The organism is Massilia sp. TS11 (assembly GCF_022012445.1).
Taxonomy (GTDB): Bacteria; Pseudomonadota; Gammaproteobacteria; order Burkholderiales; family Burkholderiaceae_D; genus Telluria.
On sequence record NZ_JAKLTS010000002.1, the window covers coordinates 449,808 to 464,029 of the forward strand.

Sequence of the window (14,222 nt, forward strand, 5' to 3'; positions counted from 1 at the left end):
CGCGATGCAGGTCTACCGCCTTCCGTTTCGCGCCATGGGCAGCGTGTGCGAAGTCGTGCTGGCGGCCGCGGATGAAGCCAGCGCCAATGCGCACGGCGGGGCCGCCATCGCCGAAGTGCAGCGCATCGAAGCCAAGTACTCGCGCTACCGCGACGACAGCATCATCGCGCGCCTGAACGCGGGCGCGGGCGGCGCGCCGATCAGCTGCGACGCCGAGACCCTGGCCCTGCTCGATTTCGCCCAGCAGCTGTACCGCGAAAGCGGCGGCCTGTTCGACATCACCTCGGGCGTGCTGCGCAAGGCCTGGGACTTTCGCCAGCGGTGCGTGCCCGCGCCCGGCGCCCTGGCCGCCTGCGTGGCCGCCATCGGCTGGGCGCGGGTGGAGCGCGACGGCGCCCAGGTGCGCCTGCCGCAGGCCGGCATGGAGCTCGACTTCGGCGGCTTCGGCAAAGAGTACGCGGCCGACCGCGGCGGCGAACAGCTGCTGGCGCAGGGTGTGCGCCACGGGTATGTGAATCTGGCGGGCGATATCCGCGTGATCGGCCCCAAGCCCGATGGCAGCCCCTGGACCATCGGCATCCAGCATCCGCGCCGGCAGGACGCCATGCTGGCCGCCATCCCGTTGCTGCAGGGCGCGCTCGCCACCAGCGGCGACTACGAACGATTCATCGAAGTCGGCGGCCAGCGCCATTGCCACATCCTCGATCCGCGCACGGGCCACAGCGTGCGTTACTGGCGCTCGGTGAGCGTGCTGGCGCCGCAGGCGATTGTGGCCGGCGCGGTCAGTACCATCGCCATGCTGCAGCAGGAATCCGGCCTGGACTTCCTGCGCGCCAGCGGTTTCGATTTTCTCGCCATGGACCATAGCGGCGCCCTGTACCGGGCCGGGCCCGCGCCGTCCCAGACCCACCCAGCCTAGCAGGAGCTTCATATGGCCATCGCCACCTACACCGGTACCTCCGGCAACGATTCCTGGACCGTGGTCCAGGGCGGCAGCTTCATTCTCGATGGCGGCGACGGCGTCGACACACTGAGCCTCGGCACCTCGCTGCGCTCGCAGTACACGATCAAGCTCAATGCCGACGGCACGATCAGCCTCGATACCGTGTCCGGTGCCAGCCAGGCCCTGCACGCGACGCTGAAGAACATGGAGATCCTGACCTTCAACAGCGGGCGCGATGTGCTCGACCTGCGCACCTATTTTGGCGACACCACGCCGCCGACCCTGAGCGGTAGCACGCCCGCCAGCGGCGGCTTGAACGTGGCGCTGGGCGCGAATCTGACCCTGAGCTTCAGCGAGGCGATTGTGCTGGGCAGCGGCAGCATCGTGCTGAAGAACGCGGCCGGCCAGACCATCGAGAGCTACACGATCGGCAGCAGCGCCAATCTGAGCGTCAGCGGCAGCACCCTGACCGTGAATCCGAGCGCCGATCTGCAGCCCGGCACCAGCTACACCCTGAGCTGGTCGAGCGGGGCGGTGAAGGACGCCGCCGGCAATGCGCTCGCCAGCGGCAGCAGCATCAGCTTCAGCACCATCCCGGCCGACCATGCGCCGACCGGCAGCGTGAGCATCGCCGGCCAGGCCTATGTGGGCCAGACGCTGACGGCCTCGAATACGCTGGCCGATGTCGATGGCCTGGGCGCGATCAGCTACCAGTGGCTGTCCGACGGCCAGGCCATCAGCGGCGCCACCGGCGCCACGCTGGTGCTGGGCGCGGCCCAGGCCAACCACGCCATCAGCGTCGTCGCCAGCTATACCGACGCACTGGGCTACAAGGACAGCATGAGCAGCAGCGCCACCGCCCTGGTGGTCGCCGCCCTGGTGCCCGATGCGGCCAATAGCACGCTGCAGGGCACGAGCGGGAACGACGTGATGCTCGGCGACGCGCGCAACAACAGCTTCGCCGGCAGCGCCGGCAAGGACAGCATCGACGGCGGGGCCGGTGTCGATACCCTGATTCTGCCGAACCCGCGCGCCAGCTACACAGTGAGCCAGAGCGCGGCAGGCCTGAGCATCAGCGATGCGGCGGGCAACCTGACCACGGCCACGAATATCGAGCGCATCAAGTTCGCCGATGTGAGCGTGGCCTACGACATCAGCGGCAATGGCGGCGAGGTGTACCGCCTGTACCAGGCCGCCTTCAACCGCACGCCCGATGCCGGCGGCCTTGGCTACTGGATGAGCGCCCTCGACAAAGGCGCGGCCCTGGTCGATATCGCCGCCGGTTTTGTGAGTTCGGCCGAATTCCAGTCGATGTACGGGGTGAATGCCACGAACACCAGCATCGTGACCACGATGTACACGAATGTGCTGCACCGCGCGCCCGATGCGGGCGGCCTGGCTTTCTGGGTCAACGTGCTGGACTCGCACAACGGCACCGTGCCACAAGTGCTGGCGGCCTTCAGCGAAAGCCCCGAAAACCAGAGCGCCGTCGCCCTCGTGATCGGCAACGGCTTCCCCTACACTCCTTTTGCCTGACAGATAAATCGGGGTCAGACCCCATTTTTCTCGGCGGATAAATGGGGTCTGACCCCGATTTATCTGGGAAGAAAAAAAGGGCGGCACCGTGGTGCCGCCCCCCAAAGTGCGGGCCTTGCGGCCCGCGTGCCATGATCAGGCGGACAGGCTGGCGTCCATGCGCTGTCCGGAAATCCGTACGTTGTCGAGCTTGAGCCCCTGCACGTTGTACAGGTAGAGCGGCTGCTTGTCGTTGACCGGGTGGCCGAAGTCGCAGTCCTTGATCGTCACGCGCCGCACCGGCAGGACGGCCGGCATCGGCTGCGCGCCGTTGTAGTCGGATGCGACCGGGCCGAGGATGACCACGGCCTGGTAGCACGAGCCGCGCTTGCCGCCCTGGCTGACATCGCCCACCGTTACCTGCGAGATGTGCACGTCCGAGACTTCGGGCGGACGTGTGCGCACGGTGTCGGCCGTGGGCGTGTAGTCGCAGTCGAAGGTGACGACCGCACCGGCCGCCGTGGCCACCGTGCGCGAGGCGATCGGCGAACCTGGCAGCGAGGCGTAGAACGAGGGGCTGAGCTGCACGCCATTCGGGATGCGCACGTTCTTCACGTAGAAGTGGCGCAGGTAGCCGCCGCGGTTCATATTCGTCTTCAGACGGATGGCGGTGTTGAGCGGATTGCTGGCCCAGTTCTTGTTCTCGAAGACGAGATCGCGCGCGAACACGTTTTCGATCCCGCCCGCCATCTCGGAGCCAAGCGTCACCGCGCCGTGCCCGCTCTGCATCGTGCAGCCCTGGATCACGATGTTCTGCGAGGGGCCGTACTGGGTGTCGCGGTTCTTGCCGGCCTTGATGGCGATGCAGTCGTCGCCGGTGTCGAACATGCAGTCCTCGACCAGCACGTGGTCGCAGGCCTCGGGGTCGAAGCCGTCGCTGTTCGGGCCCAGGCTCTCGGCATGCACTTTGCGGATCACCAGATTGCGGCAGTGGACCGGGTGGTGCTGCCAGAACGGGGTGTTGATCACATGGTAGCCCTCGAGCAGGACATTGGTGCAGCCGATCAGGTGGATCATCGGCGGGCGCAGATAGTGGCCCAGTCCGAACGCGCGCTGGTGCAGCGGCACGCCGGCTTCAGACAGGGCCGGCAGGTACTGCTCGTCGTGACTCCACTTGCTGCCTTCGCCGGCGATCTGGCGGCGCTCGTCTTCGCTCAGCCAGGGCGCCACTTTTTCGAGCGGCGCGTTGAGCGGATTCGGCGCGATCTGCGAGAGCTGGCCTGGCCGGTAGTTGGGCGTGTTCGCCTGCGACACCGGATTGATCGTGCGGTTCTTGCCTTTCCAGGTCCACCAGCAGTCGCCCGCGGCGTTGAAGGGCACGCCGCCCTGGCCATCGAGCACGGCGCTCCAGTCTTCGCCGGTGAGGGCGATATTGTCCTCATTGAAGGCGTAGATCATCGGCGAGTAATTGAGGCAGTCGTTACTCTGCCAGCGCGACAGGGTCAGCTTGCCGCGCGCGCCGCAGTCGTAGTCGCCATGGCGCGCATAGTCTTCCGGCTTCTGCGAAAAATAGACGTGGGCGCCGGCCTGCAGATGCAGGTGCACGTGCGAGCGCAGCACGATCGGGCCGGCGCAGAACCAGTTCCCCTTGGGGATGATCACGCGCCCGCCGCCGGCCGCGGCGCAGGCTTCGATGGCGGCTTTGAAGGCGGCGTAGCAGTCGTGCGCGCCCTCGTCCGGGGTGGCCAGCATGTCCTGCTCGTCGTGCGAGACCCAGGCCTTGATCTGGCGCGTGGCGCAGGGCGCGGCGCCGTAGGCCGTCACCAGGAAGTCGCGCGCCGGGAAGCGCGGCGTGCGACGCAGGCGCTTCACGATGGCGTCGGCCACCAGCCACGGATCGCCCGAGACGCCGGCCTGCGCGGGCAGGGCGGCGGCGGCGCTGCCGGCGGCCGCCAGTTTCAGCAGCTCGCGGCGGGAGAGATTGGTCACTTGCATGGCGAAACCTTATTCGTTGGCGTTGTTGAATTCGACGAGGAAGGGCTGGGCCGGCACTGGCTGGCCAGCATAGCCGAGGTCTTTGAGCGGGTCGATCCCGGCCGCGCGCAGATTGGCGAAATAGTCGTCGCTATTGAATTGGGCGGGACGGTAGGCGAGGGTGCCGGCCTTGTTCCAGTCCGACCAGGGCGCGCTGCGCTGGATGTGGCGGCCGATCACGGAATTGACCACCATGACTTTGCCGACCGTCTCCAGCGTGGTGCGGTTGACCGTGCCCTTGGGCGCGTTCCAGACATTCACTTCGCCCAGCGTGCAGCTGTAGCCGGGCACCCCGACGGGCGCGTAGGGCGAGCATTTCTGGTTGTGGAACCACTGGCGCGCGAGGAAGAACTTCCCGGCCAGCGAGTAGCCGCGTTCGTCGCTGGTGAAGCGGCAGGCGTCGAACACGAAGCCATACGGCGTGCGCAGATGGGTGCTCGGCGCCGCCACATACGACACTTCGCGGTCGCCGAGCGAGCGGATTTCGCACTGGTGGAAGTAGGCCGTGCTGTCGCCGAAGATGAAGTCGACATCGCCTTCCACATAGCTGCGGTTGAAGAAGCTGCGGGTGGTCGTGCCGGGGCGCGGCGCCTTCAGGTACAGGGTGTCCTGATAGCCGATCAGGCGGATGTGCTCGAACTGGGCCTTGTCGGCGCCGTCGACCTGCAGGGCCAGGGCCTGGTGGTGGACGCGGTTCATCTGGCCGTAGATGCCCTGATCGCCGCAGGTCTGGGGCGTGCAGTCGGCGCGCGCATTGCCGGTGTCTTTGTTGTAGGCGTTCTCGAAGCTGATGTCGCGCGCCTGGAAGCCGTCGCTCTGCACCCACACGGTCATCGAACCGAAGGTGCCGATGCTGGCGCGTTCGCGCACGCTCTGGTGCATCGCCATGATGCGCGCGTCCAGGTCCTTGAACTGGGCGCCGTGGCGGCGCGCGTATTCCTCGCCGCTGACGGCGGCGTCGAGCGCGGCCACGATGCGGGTGCGCTGCGGGTCTTCGCCGTACATGGTGATCGGCGGGGCGGCGCGCGGCACGTAGACCAGTTCGCGATAGACGCCGGGCTTGACCAGCAGGTAGACGCGGCGCGTCAGGCCGCTGCGCACGATGGCGTCGACGGCCTGCTGCACGCTGTGGAAGCGGGTCTTGCCGTCAGCGGCGGCGCTGGTGTCCACCACCATGTCGGGCGTGAAGCGGGCGCCGCTCGCGAGCGGATCGGCCAGCGGGTCCCAGGGATCGACGCGCTCGGCGCCGGCCGTGCCGACATATTTGAGCACCTCGGCGGGCGCGATCTTCTTGCCGGCGCCGACCGACAGCTGGGGGCGCAGGCTGCGCGGCGCGGCCGTGAAGCGACCGGCGCAGGCGCCCTGGTCGCTGCTGCCGATGCTGCCGCTGACATTGGCGTGCACGATATCCTGTTCGGGCGTGCCGGCCACGCTCACGTCCTGGAGCGTCAGCTGCAGCGGATGGGCCGCGTCGGCGCCCTGCATCAGCACCTTGCCCGGCGTGAGCGCATGCACGCGCTCGAAGCGGATGCCCACATACTGGGGAATCAGATCGCCGCGCGCCTGCGGGTTGTAGCGGGTCGCCAGGTCGATCGGCGCGGCCACATTGCGCATGCAGACGTCCTGGTAGCGCACGTCGCGCACCAGGCCGCCGCGCGAGACGTCGCTCTTGATGCGCAGGCCGGAACTGGTCCCGTCCAGCAGCAGGTCTTGCACCAGCACGCGCGCCACGCCGCCATTGGTCTCCGAGCCGATCGACATGCCATGCCCGTCATAGAAGCGGTTATGCAGGATCGAGACATCGGTGGTCGGGCCGTTGCTGCCGCCCTTGATGGCGACATTGTCGTCGCCCGTGCGCAGCGTGGAATAGGCGATCGTGATGTTTTTGGAGCCGCTTGGGTCGATGCCGTCGGTATTGCGGGCCGAGGCCGGCGTGTCGAGCGTGACGCCCCAGGCGGTGAAGCCGTCGGTGCGGTTCACCGTCACATGGAAATTCGGGGAATTGCGGAAGGTGGTGCGGTATAGCGTGATATTGCGCGCATTGCTGATCTCGACCAGGCGCGGCACATTGTGCTCGAGGTTTTCCTTCTGGGCGCGGCGCGCCATCTGCCACCACGACTCCTGGCCGCCGCTGACCACCTCGCCGCCCTGGCCGTCGATCACGCCGTCACCCATGATGCCGCTGCCCTCGGCGTCGGCGATGGTGATGAAGGGCTTGCACTGGCGGCCCTTGCGCTGCACTTTGCCGCAGGCGCCCGTGCCCTTGTCGTACTGGCGCGGATCGCGGCTGGCGAACAGGGTCACATCGCCGTCGATCAGCAGGGTCACGCCGCTTTTGATGACGAGCGGGCCGGCGTGGTACTGGTTCAGGTCCTTGCTGCCTGACAGGCGCACGCCCTGGCCGGCCGGGCAGGCGTCGATGGCCTGCTGGATGCGCGCCGTGTCGTCCGGCGCAGCGGCTGCCTGCAGCACCGTGCAGGCCGGCGGCAGCACCGGTTCGCGCACCTGGCGCGTATCCTGCGCCTGGGCGGCGTGGGCGGCCAGCAGGGCCAGGGTGAGGATGCCGAGGCGGCCCATCATTTGGCCTCGCGCGGGAGGTAGGCGGCCAGCTTCGGGGTCGCCTGACGCAGCGCGTCGGCCACCATGCCGGAGAACAGGCGCGCGCCCTTGTCGCCCAGGTGGGTGCGGTCGAACAGGGGCTTGGGCGTGCCTTGCGGCTCCACCTTGTTGGGATCGGCCGGCGCGCTGGCGGCGACCGGTTTTGGGCCGGCGGCCAGGGTGTCGGCTTCGTCCTGGCCCATGGCCTGCACGGCCGCATAGCTGCTGGCGTTCAGGTCGAGCAGCACGGCCCGGGTCTGGCCGGCCACGCTGCGGGTGGCGGCGGCCCAGGGCGCCAGGTCGTTCTGCAGATTCGGACCCTTGAAGCTGCGCCGGGTCAGCGGCGTCACCAGCACGGGGATGCCGCCCAGGGCCTGCACTTCCTGGGCATAGCGCGCCATATTGGCGGGGAATTCGGTGACCAGATCGGTCGAGCGGCCGGGCTTGCCCGGCTGGTCGTTGTGGCCGAACTGGATCAGTACATAGGTCGGGGTGGCGGGAGCGGCGCGCAACAGCTGCTGCACCTGGTCCCACAGGCCCTCGGCCCGGAATGACGCAGAAGAGCGGCCGCCACGGGCCAGGTTGATGCACTCGACCTGGGGCGTGAAACGGGCGCACAGGGCGTCGCCATAGCCGCTTTTGCTGGCCATGGTCGAATCGCCGACGAGGATGACGCGCGCCTCGCTGGCGGCGGCGGAAGCGGCCAGGCCCAGGCTGAACAGGGCGGCTGCGAACAGACGAATCTTCATGCTTGCCTCGCTACATGCGACCAGGGCGGGCCGTGGCGCCGCCCTGGTCTGAACTTGCGTGATCCGGTCCGCCGCGGCGGACCGGTGCCGGACTTAGAAGCTATAGGTCGCGCGCAGGTTGAAGGAACGGCCGATCGGGCTGGCCGCCGAGCTCAGATAGCCGTAGGTGTAGCCACTGTGGTTGGTCTGCGGCGGGGCAGCGTCGAACAGATTGGTCACACCGCCCACCAGGTCCAGACCCTTGATGCCGCGGTAGCTCAGGGTCAGGTTGTACACCTTGTAGGACTTGATGTCGCGCCAGTATTGCTGGGCCACCAGGTTCTGGTCGGTGTAGGACGAGTTGTAGTTCTGGGTCAGCTGGGCATTCCAGGCGCCATACGCCCAGTTCAGGCGGCTGGTGGCCTTGGTGCGGAAGGTGATGATCGGCAGGCTCGAGGTGGTGCCGTTCGAGGCCAGGCCGAAGCGGCCGATGTTCGAGACAAAGGCCGAATCCTTCTCGAGCTGGTTGTCGAACTGGTCGAGCCAGGTGCCGTCAACCGAGAACTTGAAGCTGCCGAAGCTGGTCTTCGGGAACTGGTAGGCGGCCGAGAAATCGACGCCCGCGGCCTTCTGGCCACCCAGGTTCATGATCACGTTCTTGATGTAGGCGATAGTGCCGTCGGCATTGCGCACGAAATAGGACTTGTACTTCTCCGGATACAGGAAGTAGACCTGCTCGGGCAGATTGGCCAGCATGTCCGTCATGCGGATGTTCCAGTAATCGAGCGAGACGGTCAGGTTGTTGACCGGCTCGAACACGGTGCCGAGGCTCCAGCCGCGCGATTTTTCCGGCACCACGTCCGGATTGGAACCGGTCTGCTTGGGCAGGGCGGCATTACACACGGCCGAGGCCACATAGCCCGGCAGGGCCTTGCCGGTGCCGGCCACGCCCGGCGTACCGCCCGGGCACAGCACCGGATCGTCCCACTTGGCGCTGGTGTTGCCGGTCGCGCCCGGCAGGCGGTAGCCATAGCGGTCGAACAGGGTCGGCGCGCGGAAGCCGGTATTGGCCGAGCCGCGGAACATCAGGGTCTTCATCGGCTCCCAACGGAAGCTGGCCTTGGGATTGAAGGTGTTGCCGAAGTCGCTGAAATGGTCGTCGCGCGCGGCCAGGTTCAGGGTCAGGGTCTTGGTCACCGGCATGTCCAGCTCGGCATACAGGGCGGCCACATTGCGCGCGCCTTCGCCGTGGGCGGCGCTGCCGTTCAGGTAGGTCACTTCGTTCTGGATGGCCAGCTTGTCGTCACGCGTGGTGTCGCGGTGCAGGTCCAGGCCCACGGCCAGGCCCATCTTGCCGCCGGCCAGATCCATCAGCGTGCGGCTGGCGGTCGCGTCCAGACCGGTGAAGGTCGATTCCGAATCGCGGTTCTTCTGGCCGTCGACCGAGATCGACTTCAGGTAGGCGAGGCCGTCGGCGTCCTGCAGGCCGAAGGGATTGAGCTTGCCGTTCTTCAGACCGTCGAGCAGGCCCTGGCCTTTGACGAAGCCCGAATCATAGTAGTTGAAGCGCTTGGACTTGCCGATCACCAGACCGAGCTTGGTGTCCCATTCGCCATAGCGGTTCTCGTCCGAGATGGCGAAGCGCATGTTCTGCTGCTCGTCCTTCTGGGTGCCCAGACCGAGGTCGGCCACCGACCAGGTGAGGATCAGGGGTTCGCCCTTGAGGCCGGCCACGGCCGGCACGCCGCCGCTGTTACCCGGATACCATTTCGAGGTCGCGGGCAGCTGGGCCGTGACACCGGCCACGGCCACCGACTGGGTCGGATTGCGGGTCTGGTAGATGTGTTCGATACCGTAGGACAGGTCGACCACCAGCTGGTGGTCCTCGCTGAACTTCTTGGTGCCGCGGCCGTAGAAGGTGGTCTGGTCGTTCTGGTACAGGGCCATGCCGTATTCGGTGGTGTTCAGAATACAGGTGCTCTTCGCGCCCTGGATCGAATACGGCTGGGCGCAGCCATTCGTGTACAGCGGGTTCTGGGCCGTCTTATTGGTGGCCGTGGTGAAGTTGGCCGGCATCGCGTAGCCGCCCGAGCCGAGCGCGGGGGCGCGGCCGAGGTTGGTCAGAATCTCGGTGGTCGAGTATTCGGCGCGGTCGCGCGCCAGCAGCGGCGAGCGCTTGTGGGCGTCGATGGTGCCGTACAGATTCCAGCCATCGCTGGCCAGGTTGCCCTTGCCGAAGGTCAGGCCGAGGCGCTGCTCGTCGGCGCCGCCCTTGCGTTCCGGCTGGACCCACTGGGCCGTCACCTGGCCGCCTTCGACACTGTTCTTGGTGATGAAGTTGATCACGCCGCCGATCGCATCCGAGCCGTAGATCGAGGAGGCGCCATCGCGCAGCACTTCGACGCGGGCGATGGCCGACATCGGAATCACGTCGAGGTTGGCGTAGCCGTCGGCGATGGCCTCATTGGCCAGGCGGCGGCCATTGAGCAGCACCAGCGTGCGGTTCACGCCCAGGCCGCGCAGGTTGACGTTGGTGCCGGAGCCGGCGTTCGAGGGCGCCAGCGAGGCCGACTGGGGCAGGGCCATCATGAAGTCGGCCAGGGTGGTCATGCCGCGCGCGACCAGTTCTTCGGCCTTCATCGTGGTGACTGGCAGGGCCGCTTCGGAGGCCAGGCGCTTGATGCTCGAGCCCGTCACTTCGACGCGCTGCATGGTTTCTTCGGCCTGCTGGGCCAGGGCCTGCTGGGTGAGGGCGCCCAGAGCCAGGGCGATGGCGGTGCAGAGCACGCGCGGTTGCGTGCGGGTGATACGCGAGGTCATAAAAACGTGTCTCCGTCGTGTTTTCAAATGGTGGTGCGCTCGTTGGCGCGTGGAGTACCTCGCGTACTCCGTGCCGGTCTAGACGAGGGCTCGCGGGGGAGCCGAGGTCGCACGGTCAGGCTTGGGTCTTGCTGTAACTCTTTGCGTGTCAGCCGCGCGAGAAGGTGCGCGTCACCCTTTCCAGGTGGGCGCGCATGGCCTTCTTGGCCGCGGCGGGGTCGTGGTTGGCAATCGCCTGGAAAATCTGGCGGTGGTCGCTCAGGGTTTCCTTGCGCAGTTCTTCCGTCTGGAAGTGTTCCTTCAGCTTGTGCCACAGACGGCCGCGCTGGTCCCACAGATAGGTCATCACCCCGACCATGGCGCTGTTGCCGGTCGCGGCCGCAATCGCCAGGTGGAAATTGCGGTCCAGGTGTTCATTCGTGGCGTAGTTGTCGTGGTGGCGCTCCATGTCTTCCACCGCGCGCAAAATGGCGTCGATCGCACTGTCGGTGGCCACCCGCGCCGCCATCGCGGCCACGTCGGCTTCGATCATGCGCCGGGCCGACAGCACTTCAAACGGGCCCGGGCCGGCCTCGGGCACGGCGCGCGTCGCTTCCGGGCGCGCGCAGACGTACACGCCGGAACCGCCGCGCACTTCGATCACGCCCGACAGCTCGAGCGCGATCAGGGCTTCGCGCAGCGAGGCGCGGCTGACTTCGAGCTTGGCCGACAGGTCGCGTTCCGAGGGCAGGCGGGCGCCCGCGCCCAGGCCATCGGCGGCGATCAGGGCCTGGATCTTGTCCGCCACCTGGCGGTAGAGCCGGCTTTCGGGAGCCACCAGGTCGGGCAGTTTCTTGCTGGGCGCGTTCATTCGGGGACGTTAAAAATGCTCATTGGAGTGAGTACATTCTAAAGTGGTCAGACCAAATAAGCAATCCGGACTAGCCAAAATGTTTTTTTTGCGCCATACTGGATTTAAGAAAATGCGTCATGGCGGCCCCGCATTTGCCGATATGTATCGCGAAAAACTCACTATAAATCAACCACTTGGGAGCTGAAATCGGCGCTCCCCGTGGGTCGATAAGGATTACAGCATGACTTCCGCCGCACCCCGTATTATCCAGATGCACGAGAATGACAACGTCGCGATCGTGGCAAATGACGGTGGTCTGACCAGTGGCACGGTGTTGCCGAGCGGCCTGGTCCTGAAAGACGGCGTTCCCCAGGGGCACAAGGTGGCCCTCAGCGATTTCCGGGAAAACGACCCGATCCGCCGTTACAACGTGACCATCGGCTATGCGGCCCAGGCGATTCCGGCCGGCAGCTGGATTTCCGAGGCCCTGGTGAAGCTGCCCGAGGCGCGCGCGCTCGACAATCTGCCGATCGCCACCCGCCCGGCCCCGGCCATGGAGCCGCTCGCGGGTTTTACGTTCGAGGGCTACCGTAATCCCGACGGCAGCGTCGGCACGCGCAATCTGCTGGCCATCACCACCACCGTGCAGTGCGTGGCCGGGGTGGTCGAGCACGCGGTCAAGCGCATCCGCGCCGAGCTGCTGCCCAAGTATCCGCATGTCGAGGACGTGGTCGGCATCGAGCACACCTATGGCTGCGGCGTGGCGATCGACGCGCCGGACGGCATCATCCCGATCCGCACGCTGCGCAATATCAGCCTGAATCCGAATTTCGGCGGGCAGGCGATGATCGTCAGCCTCGGCTGCGAGAAGCTGCAGCCGCAGCGTCTGATGCCGCGCGGGATCATCCCCATCAATGGCAATCCGGACGCCGAGGTGCCGGTCGTCTGTCTGCAGGACGCCGCCCACGTCGGTTTCGGCGCGATGATCGACGCCATCCTGGCCCAGGCCGAGGAACGCCTGCAGGTGCTGAACCAGCGCCGCCGCGAGACTGTGCCCGCCAGCGAGCTGGTGGTCGGCGTGCAGTGCGGCGGTTCGGATGCCTTCTCGGGCGTGACGGCCAATCCGGCGGTCGGCTATGCGACCGATCTGCTGGTGCGCGCGGGCGCCACCGTGATGTTCTCCGAAGTGACCGAAGTGCGCGACGGCATCGACCAGCTGACCTCGCGCGCGGCCACGCCCGAAGTGGCCGAGGCCATGATCCGCGAGATGGCCTGGTACGACGCCTACCTCAAGCGCGGCGGGGTCGACCGCAGCGCCAACACCACGCCCGGCAACAAGAAGGGCGGGCTGTCGAACATCGTCGAGAAAGCAATGGGCTCGATCGTGAAATCCGGCTCGGCCCCGATCACGGGCGTGCTGGCGCCGGGCGAAAAGCTCAAGCAGCGCGGCCTGATCTATGCGGCCACGCCGGCTTCGGACTTCATCTGCGGCACCCTGCAAGTGGCGGCCGGCATGAATCTGCACGTGTTCACGACCGGGCGCGGCACGCCCTATGGCCTGGCCCCGGTGCCGGTGATCAAGGTGGCCACGCGCGACGATCTGGCGCGCCGCTGGCACGACCTGATGGACGTGAACGCCGGCCGCATCGCCAGTGGCGAAGCGACGATTGCCGACGTCGGCTGGGAGCTGTTCCGCCTGATGCTCGACGTCGCCAGCGGCAAAAAAACCTGGGCCGAGCAGCACCGCCTGCACAATGCCCTTGTGCTATTCAACCCGGCCCCAGTGACCTGAAGAAAAATCGGGGTCAGACCCCATTTTTCTTCGACGAAAAATGGGGTCTGACCCCGATTTTTCTGTGACGAAAAAAATGGGGCGGAGCCCCGCTTGATGATGTGAGATCGCTATGACGAAACCGTTTAAACGTTTGCTGCTGACCGGCGCCGCCGGCGGCCTGGGCAAGGTGCTGCGCGAGCGCCTCAAGGCCTTTACCGAGGTGCTGCGCCTGTCCGATATCGCGGATCTGGGCGCGGCCGCCGAGGGTGAGGAAATCTTTCAGCTGAACCTGGCCGACAAGGCCGCCGTGCTCAAGGCAGTCGAGGGCTGCGACGCCATCCTGCACTTCGGCGGCATCTCGACCGAATACCCGTTCGAGGACATCATGTTCGCGAACATCCAGGGCACCTATAACATATACGAGGCGGCCCACCGCCTGGGCGTCAAGCGCATCGTGTTCGCCAGCTCGAACCATGCGATCGGCTTCTACAAGCAGACCGAGGTCATCGACGCCGATGCGCGCATGCGCCCGGACTCGATGTACGGCCTGTCCAAGTGCTATGGCGAACTGCTGGGCCAGTATTATTTCGAGCGCGCCGGCATCGAGACCGTGGCCCTGCGCATCGGCTCCTCTTTCCCGGAACCCAAGAACCCGCGCATGATGCGCACCTGGTTCAGCTATGACGATCTGGTCGAGGCCCTGCGTTGCAGCCTGGTCACGCCGCGCGTCGGCTTTACCGTGCTGTATGGCATGTCGGATAATCCGGCCGTGTTCTGGGATAACCGAAAGGCGGCTCACCTCGGTTTCCGCCCGAAGGACAGCTCGGCCCAGTTCGCCCATCTGTTCCCGGATACCGGCGTCTATCCGGCCGAGGACGACGCCAATGCCACCTACCACGGCGGCGGCTTCATCTTCGACGGTCCGAAGTACAAATAAGGCTTGCGTCATCAGACATCGTATGACATGATGGGCGCTCC

General features: G+C 66.5%; 9 protein-coding genes. 4 read left to right on the forward strand and 5 right to left on the reverse strand.

Features of this window, described 5'->3' with window-relative positions:
- Nucleotides 1-4 precede the first annotated feature (4 nt).
- Entirely contained in the window at nucleotides 5-919 is a 915-nt protein-coding gene (locus LZ005_RS05330) for an FAD:protein FMN transferase (protein ID WP_237805415.1), read from the forward strand.
- A gap of 12 nt (nucleotides 920-931) precedes the next feature.
- Nucleotides 932-2,479 (forward strand): DUF4214 domain-containing protein, encoded by a 1,548-nt coding sequence (locus tag LZ005_RS05335; RefSeq protein WP_237805417.1) that lies wholly within the window; start codon nucleotides 932-934, stop codon nucleotides 2,477-2,479.
- A 135-nt stretch (nucleotides 2,480-2,614) separates the two neighbouring features.
- Here the strand turns inward: LZ005_RS05335 and LZ005_RS05340 are convergent, their stop codons facing one another.
- The 5 genes from LZ005_RS05340 to LZ005_RS05360 all read right to left on the reverse strand — a co-directional run bounded on the left by LZ005_RS05340 (nucleotide 2,615) and on the right by LZ005_RS05360 (nucleotide 11,488).
- Complete coding sequence (locus LZ005_RS05340) at nucleotides 2,615-4,453, reverse strand: glycoside hydrolase family 28 protein (protein ID WP_237805419.1); 1,839 nt, start codon at nucleotides 4,451-4,453, stop codon at nucleotides 2,615-2,617.
- A 9-nt stretch (nucleotides 4,454-4,462) separates the two neighbouring features.
- Nucleotides 4,463-7,072 carry a pectinesterase family protein gene (locus tag LZ005_RS05345; RefSeq protein WP_237805421.1) on the reverse strand — a complete coding sequence of 870 codons (2,610 nt, stop codon included), beginning with the start codon at nucleotides 7,070-7,072 and terminating at the stop codon, nucleotides 4,463-4,465.
- Nucleotides 7,069-7,839, reverse strand: a complete 771-nt coding sequence (locus LZ005_RS05350; RefSeq protein WP_237805424.1) for a rhamnogalacturonan acetylesterase — start codon at nucleotides 7,837-7,839, stop codon at nucleotides 7,069-7,071. Before LZ005_RS05350 ends, LZ005_RS05345 begins: the two co-directional genes overlap by 4 nt.
- Nucleotides 7,840-7,932: 93 nt before the next feature.
- A complete protein-coding gene (locus LZ005_RS05355) occupies nucleotides 7,933-10,638 on the reverse strand; it encodes a TonB-dependent siderophore receptor (RefSeq protein WP_237805426.1) in 2,706 nt (901 codons plus the stop codon).
- 148 nt (nucleotides 10,639-10,786) lie between these two features.
- Nucleotides 10,787-11,488, reverse strand: a complete 702-nt coding sequence (locus LZ005_RS05360; RefSeq protein ID WP_237805428.1) for a FadR/GntR family transcriptional regulator — start codon at nucleotides 11,486-11,488, stop codon at nucleotides 10,787-10,789.
- Nucleotides 11,489-11,711: 223 nt separating this feature from the next.
- Between LZ005_RS05360 and garD the strand changes: the two genes are divergently transcribed.
- Together garD and LZ005_RS05370 are read left to right on the forward strand one after the other, a co-directional pair.
- Nucleotides 11,712-13,262 (forward strand): galactarate dehydratase, encoded by a 1,551-nt coding sequence (garD, locus tag LZ005_RS05365; RefSeq protein WP_237805430.1) that lies wholly within the window; start codon nucleotides 11,712-11,714, stop codon nucleotides 13,260-13,262.
- 112 nt (nucleotides 13,263-13,374) lie between these two features.
- The gene (locus tag LZ005_RS05370; protein ID WP_237805432.1) at nucleotides 13,375-14,181 is read left to right on the forward strand and encodes an NAD(P)-dependent oxidoreductase; all 807 of its coding nucleotides are present in this window, start codon (nucleotides 13,375-13,377) and stop codon (nucleotides 14,179-14,181) included.
- Nucleotides 14,182-14,222 lie beyond the last annotated feature (41 nt).

What these genes read in the sequence shown, in the direction of transcription:
- LZ005_RS05340 (WP_237805419.1), bottom strand. Translation starts at nt 4,453, where the DNA reads ATGCAAGTGACCAATCTCTCCCGCCGCGAGCTGCTGAAACTGGCGGCC.
- LZ005_RS05335 (WP_237805417.1), top strand. Translation starts at nt 932, where the DNA reads ATGGCCATCGCCACCTACACCGGTACCTCCGGCAACGATTCCTGGACC.
- LZ005_RS05330 (WP_237805415.1), top strand. Translation starts at nt 5, where the DNA reads ATGCAGGTCTACCGCCTTCCGTTTCGCGCCATGGGCAGCGTGTGCGAA.
- LZ005_RS05345 (WP_237805421.1), bottom strand. Translation starts at nt 7,072, where the DNA reads ATGATGGGCCGCCTCGGCATCCTCACCCTGGCCCTGCTGGCCGCCCAC.
- LZ005_RS05370 (WP_237805432.1), top strand. Translation starts at nt 13,375, where the DNA reads ATGACGAAACCGTTTAAACGTTTGCTGCTGACCGGCGCCGCCGGCGGC.
- LZ005_RS05350 (WP_237805424.1), bottom strand. Translation starts at nt 7,839, where the DNA reads ATGAAGATTCGTCTGTTCGCAGCCGCCCTGTTCAGCCTGGGCCTGGCC.
- LZ005_RS05360 (WP_237805428.1), bottom strand. Translation starts at nt 11,488, where the DNA reads ATGAACGCGCCCAGCAAGAAACTGCCCGACCTGGTGGCTCCCGAAAGC.
- LZ005_RS05355 (WP_237805426.1), bottom strand. Translation starts at nt 10,638, where the DNA reads ATGACCTCGCGTATCACCCGCACGCAACCGCGCGTGCTCTGCACCGCC.
- garD (WP_237805430.1), top strand. Translation starts at nt 11,712, where the DNA reads ATGACTTCCGCCGCACCCCGTATTATCCAGATGCACGAGAATGACAAC.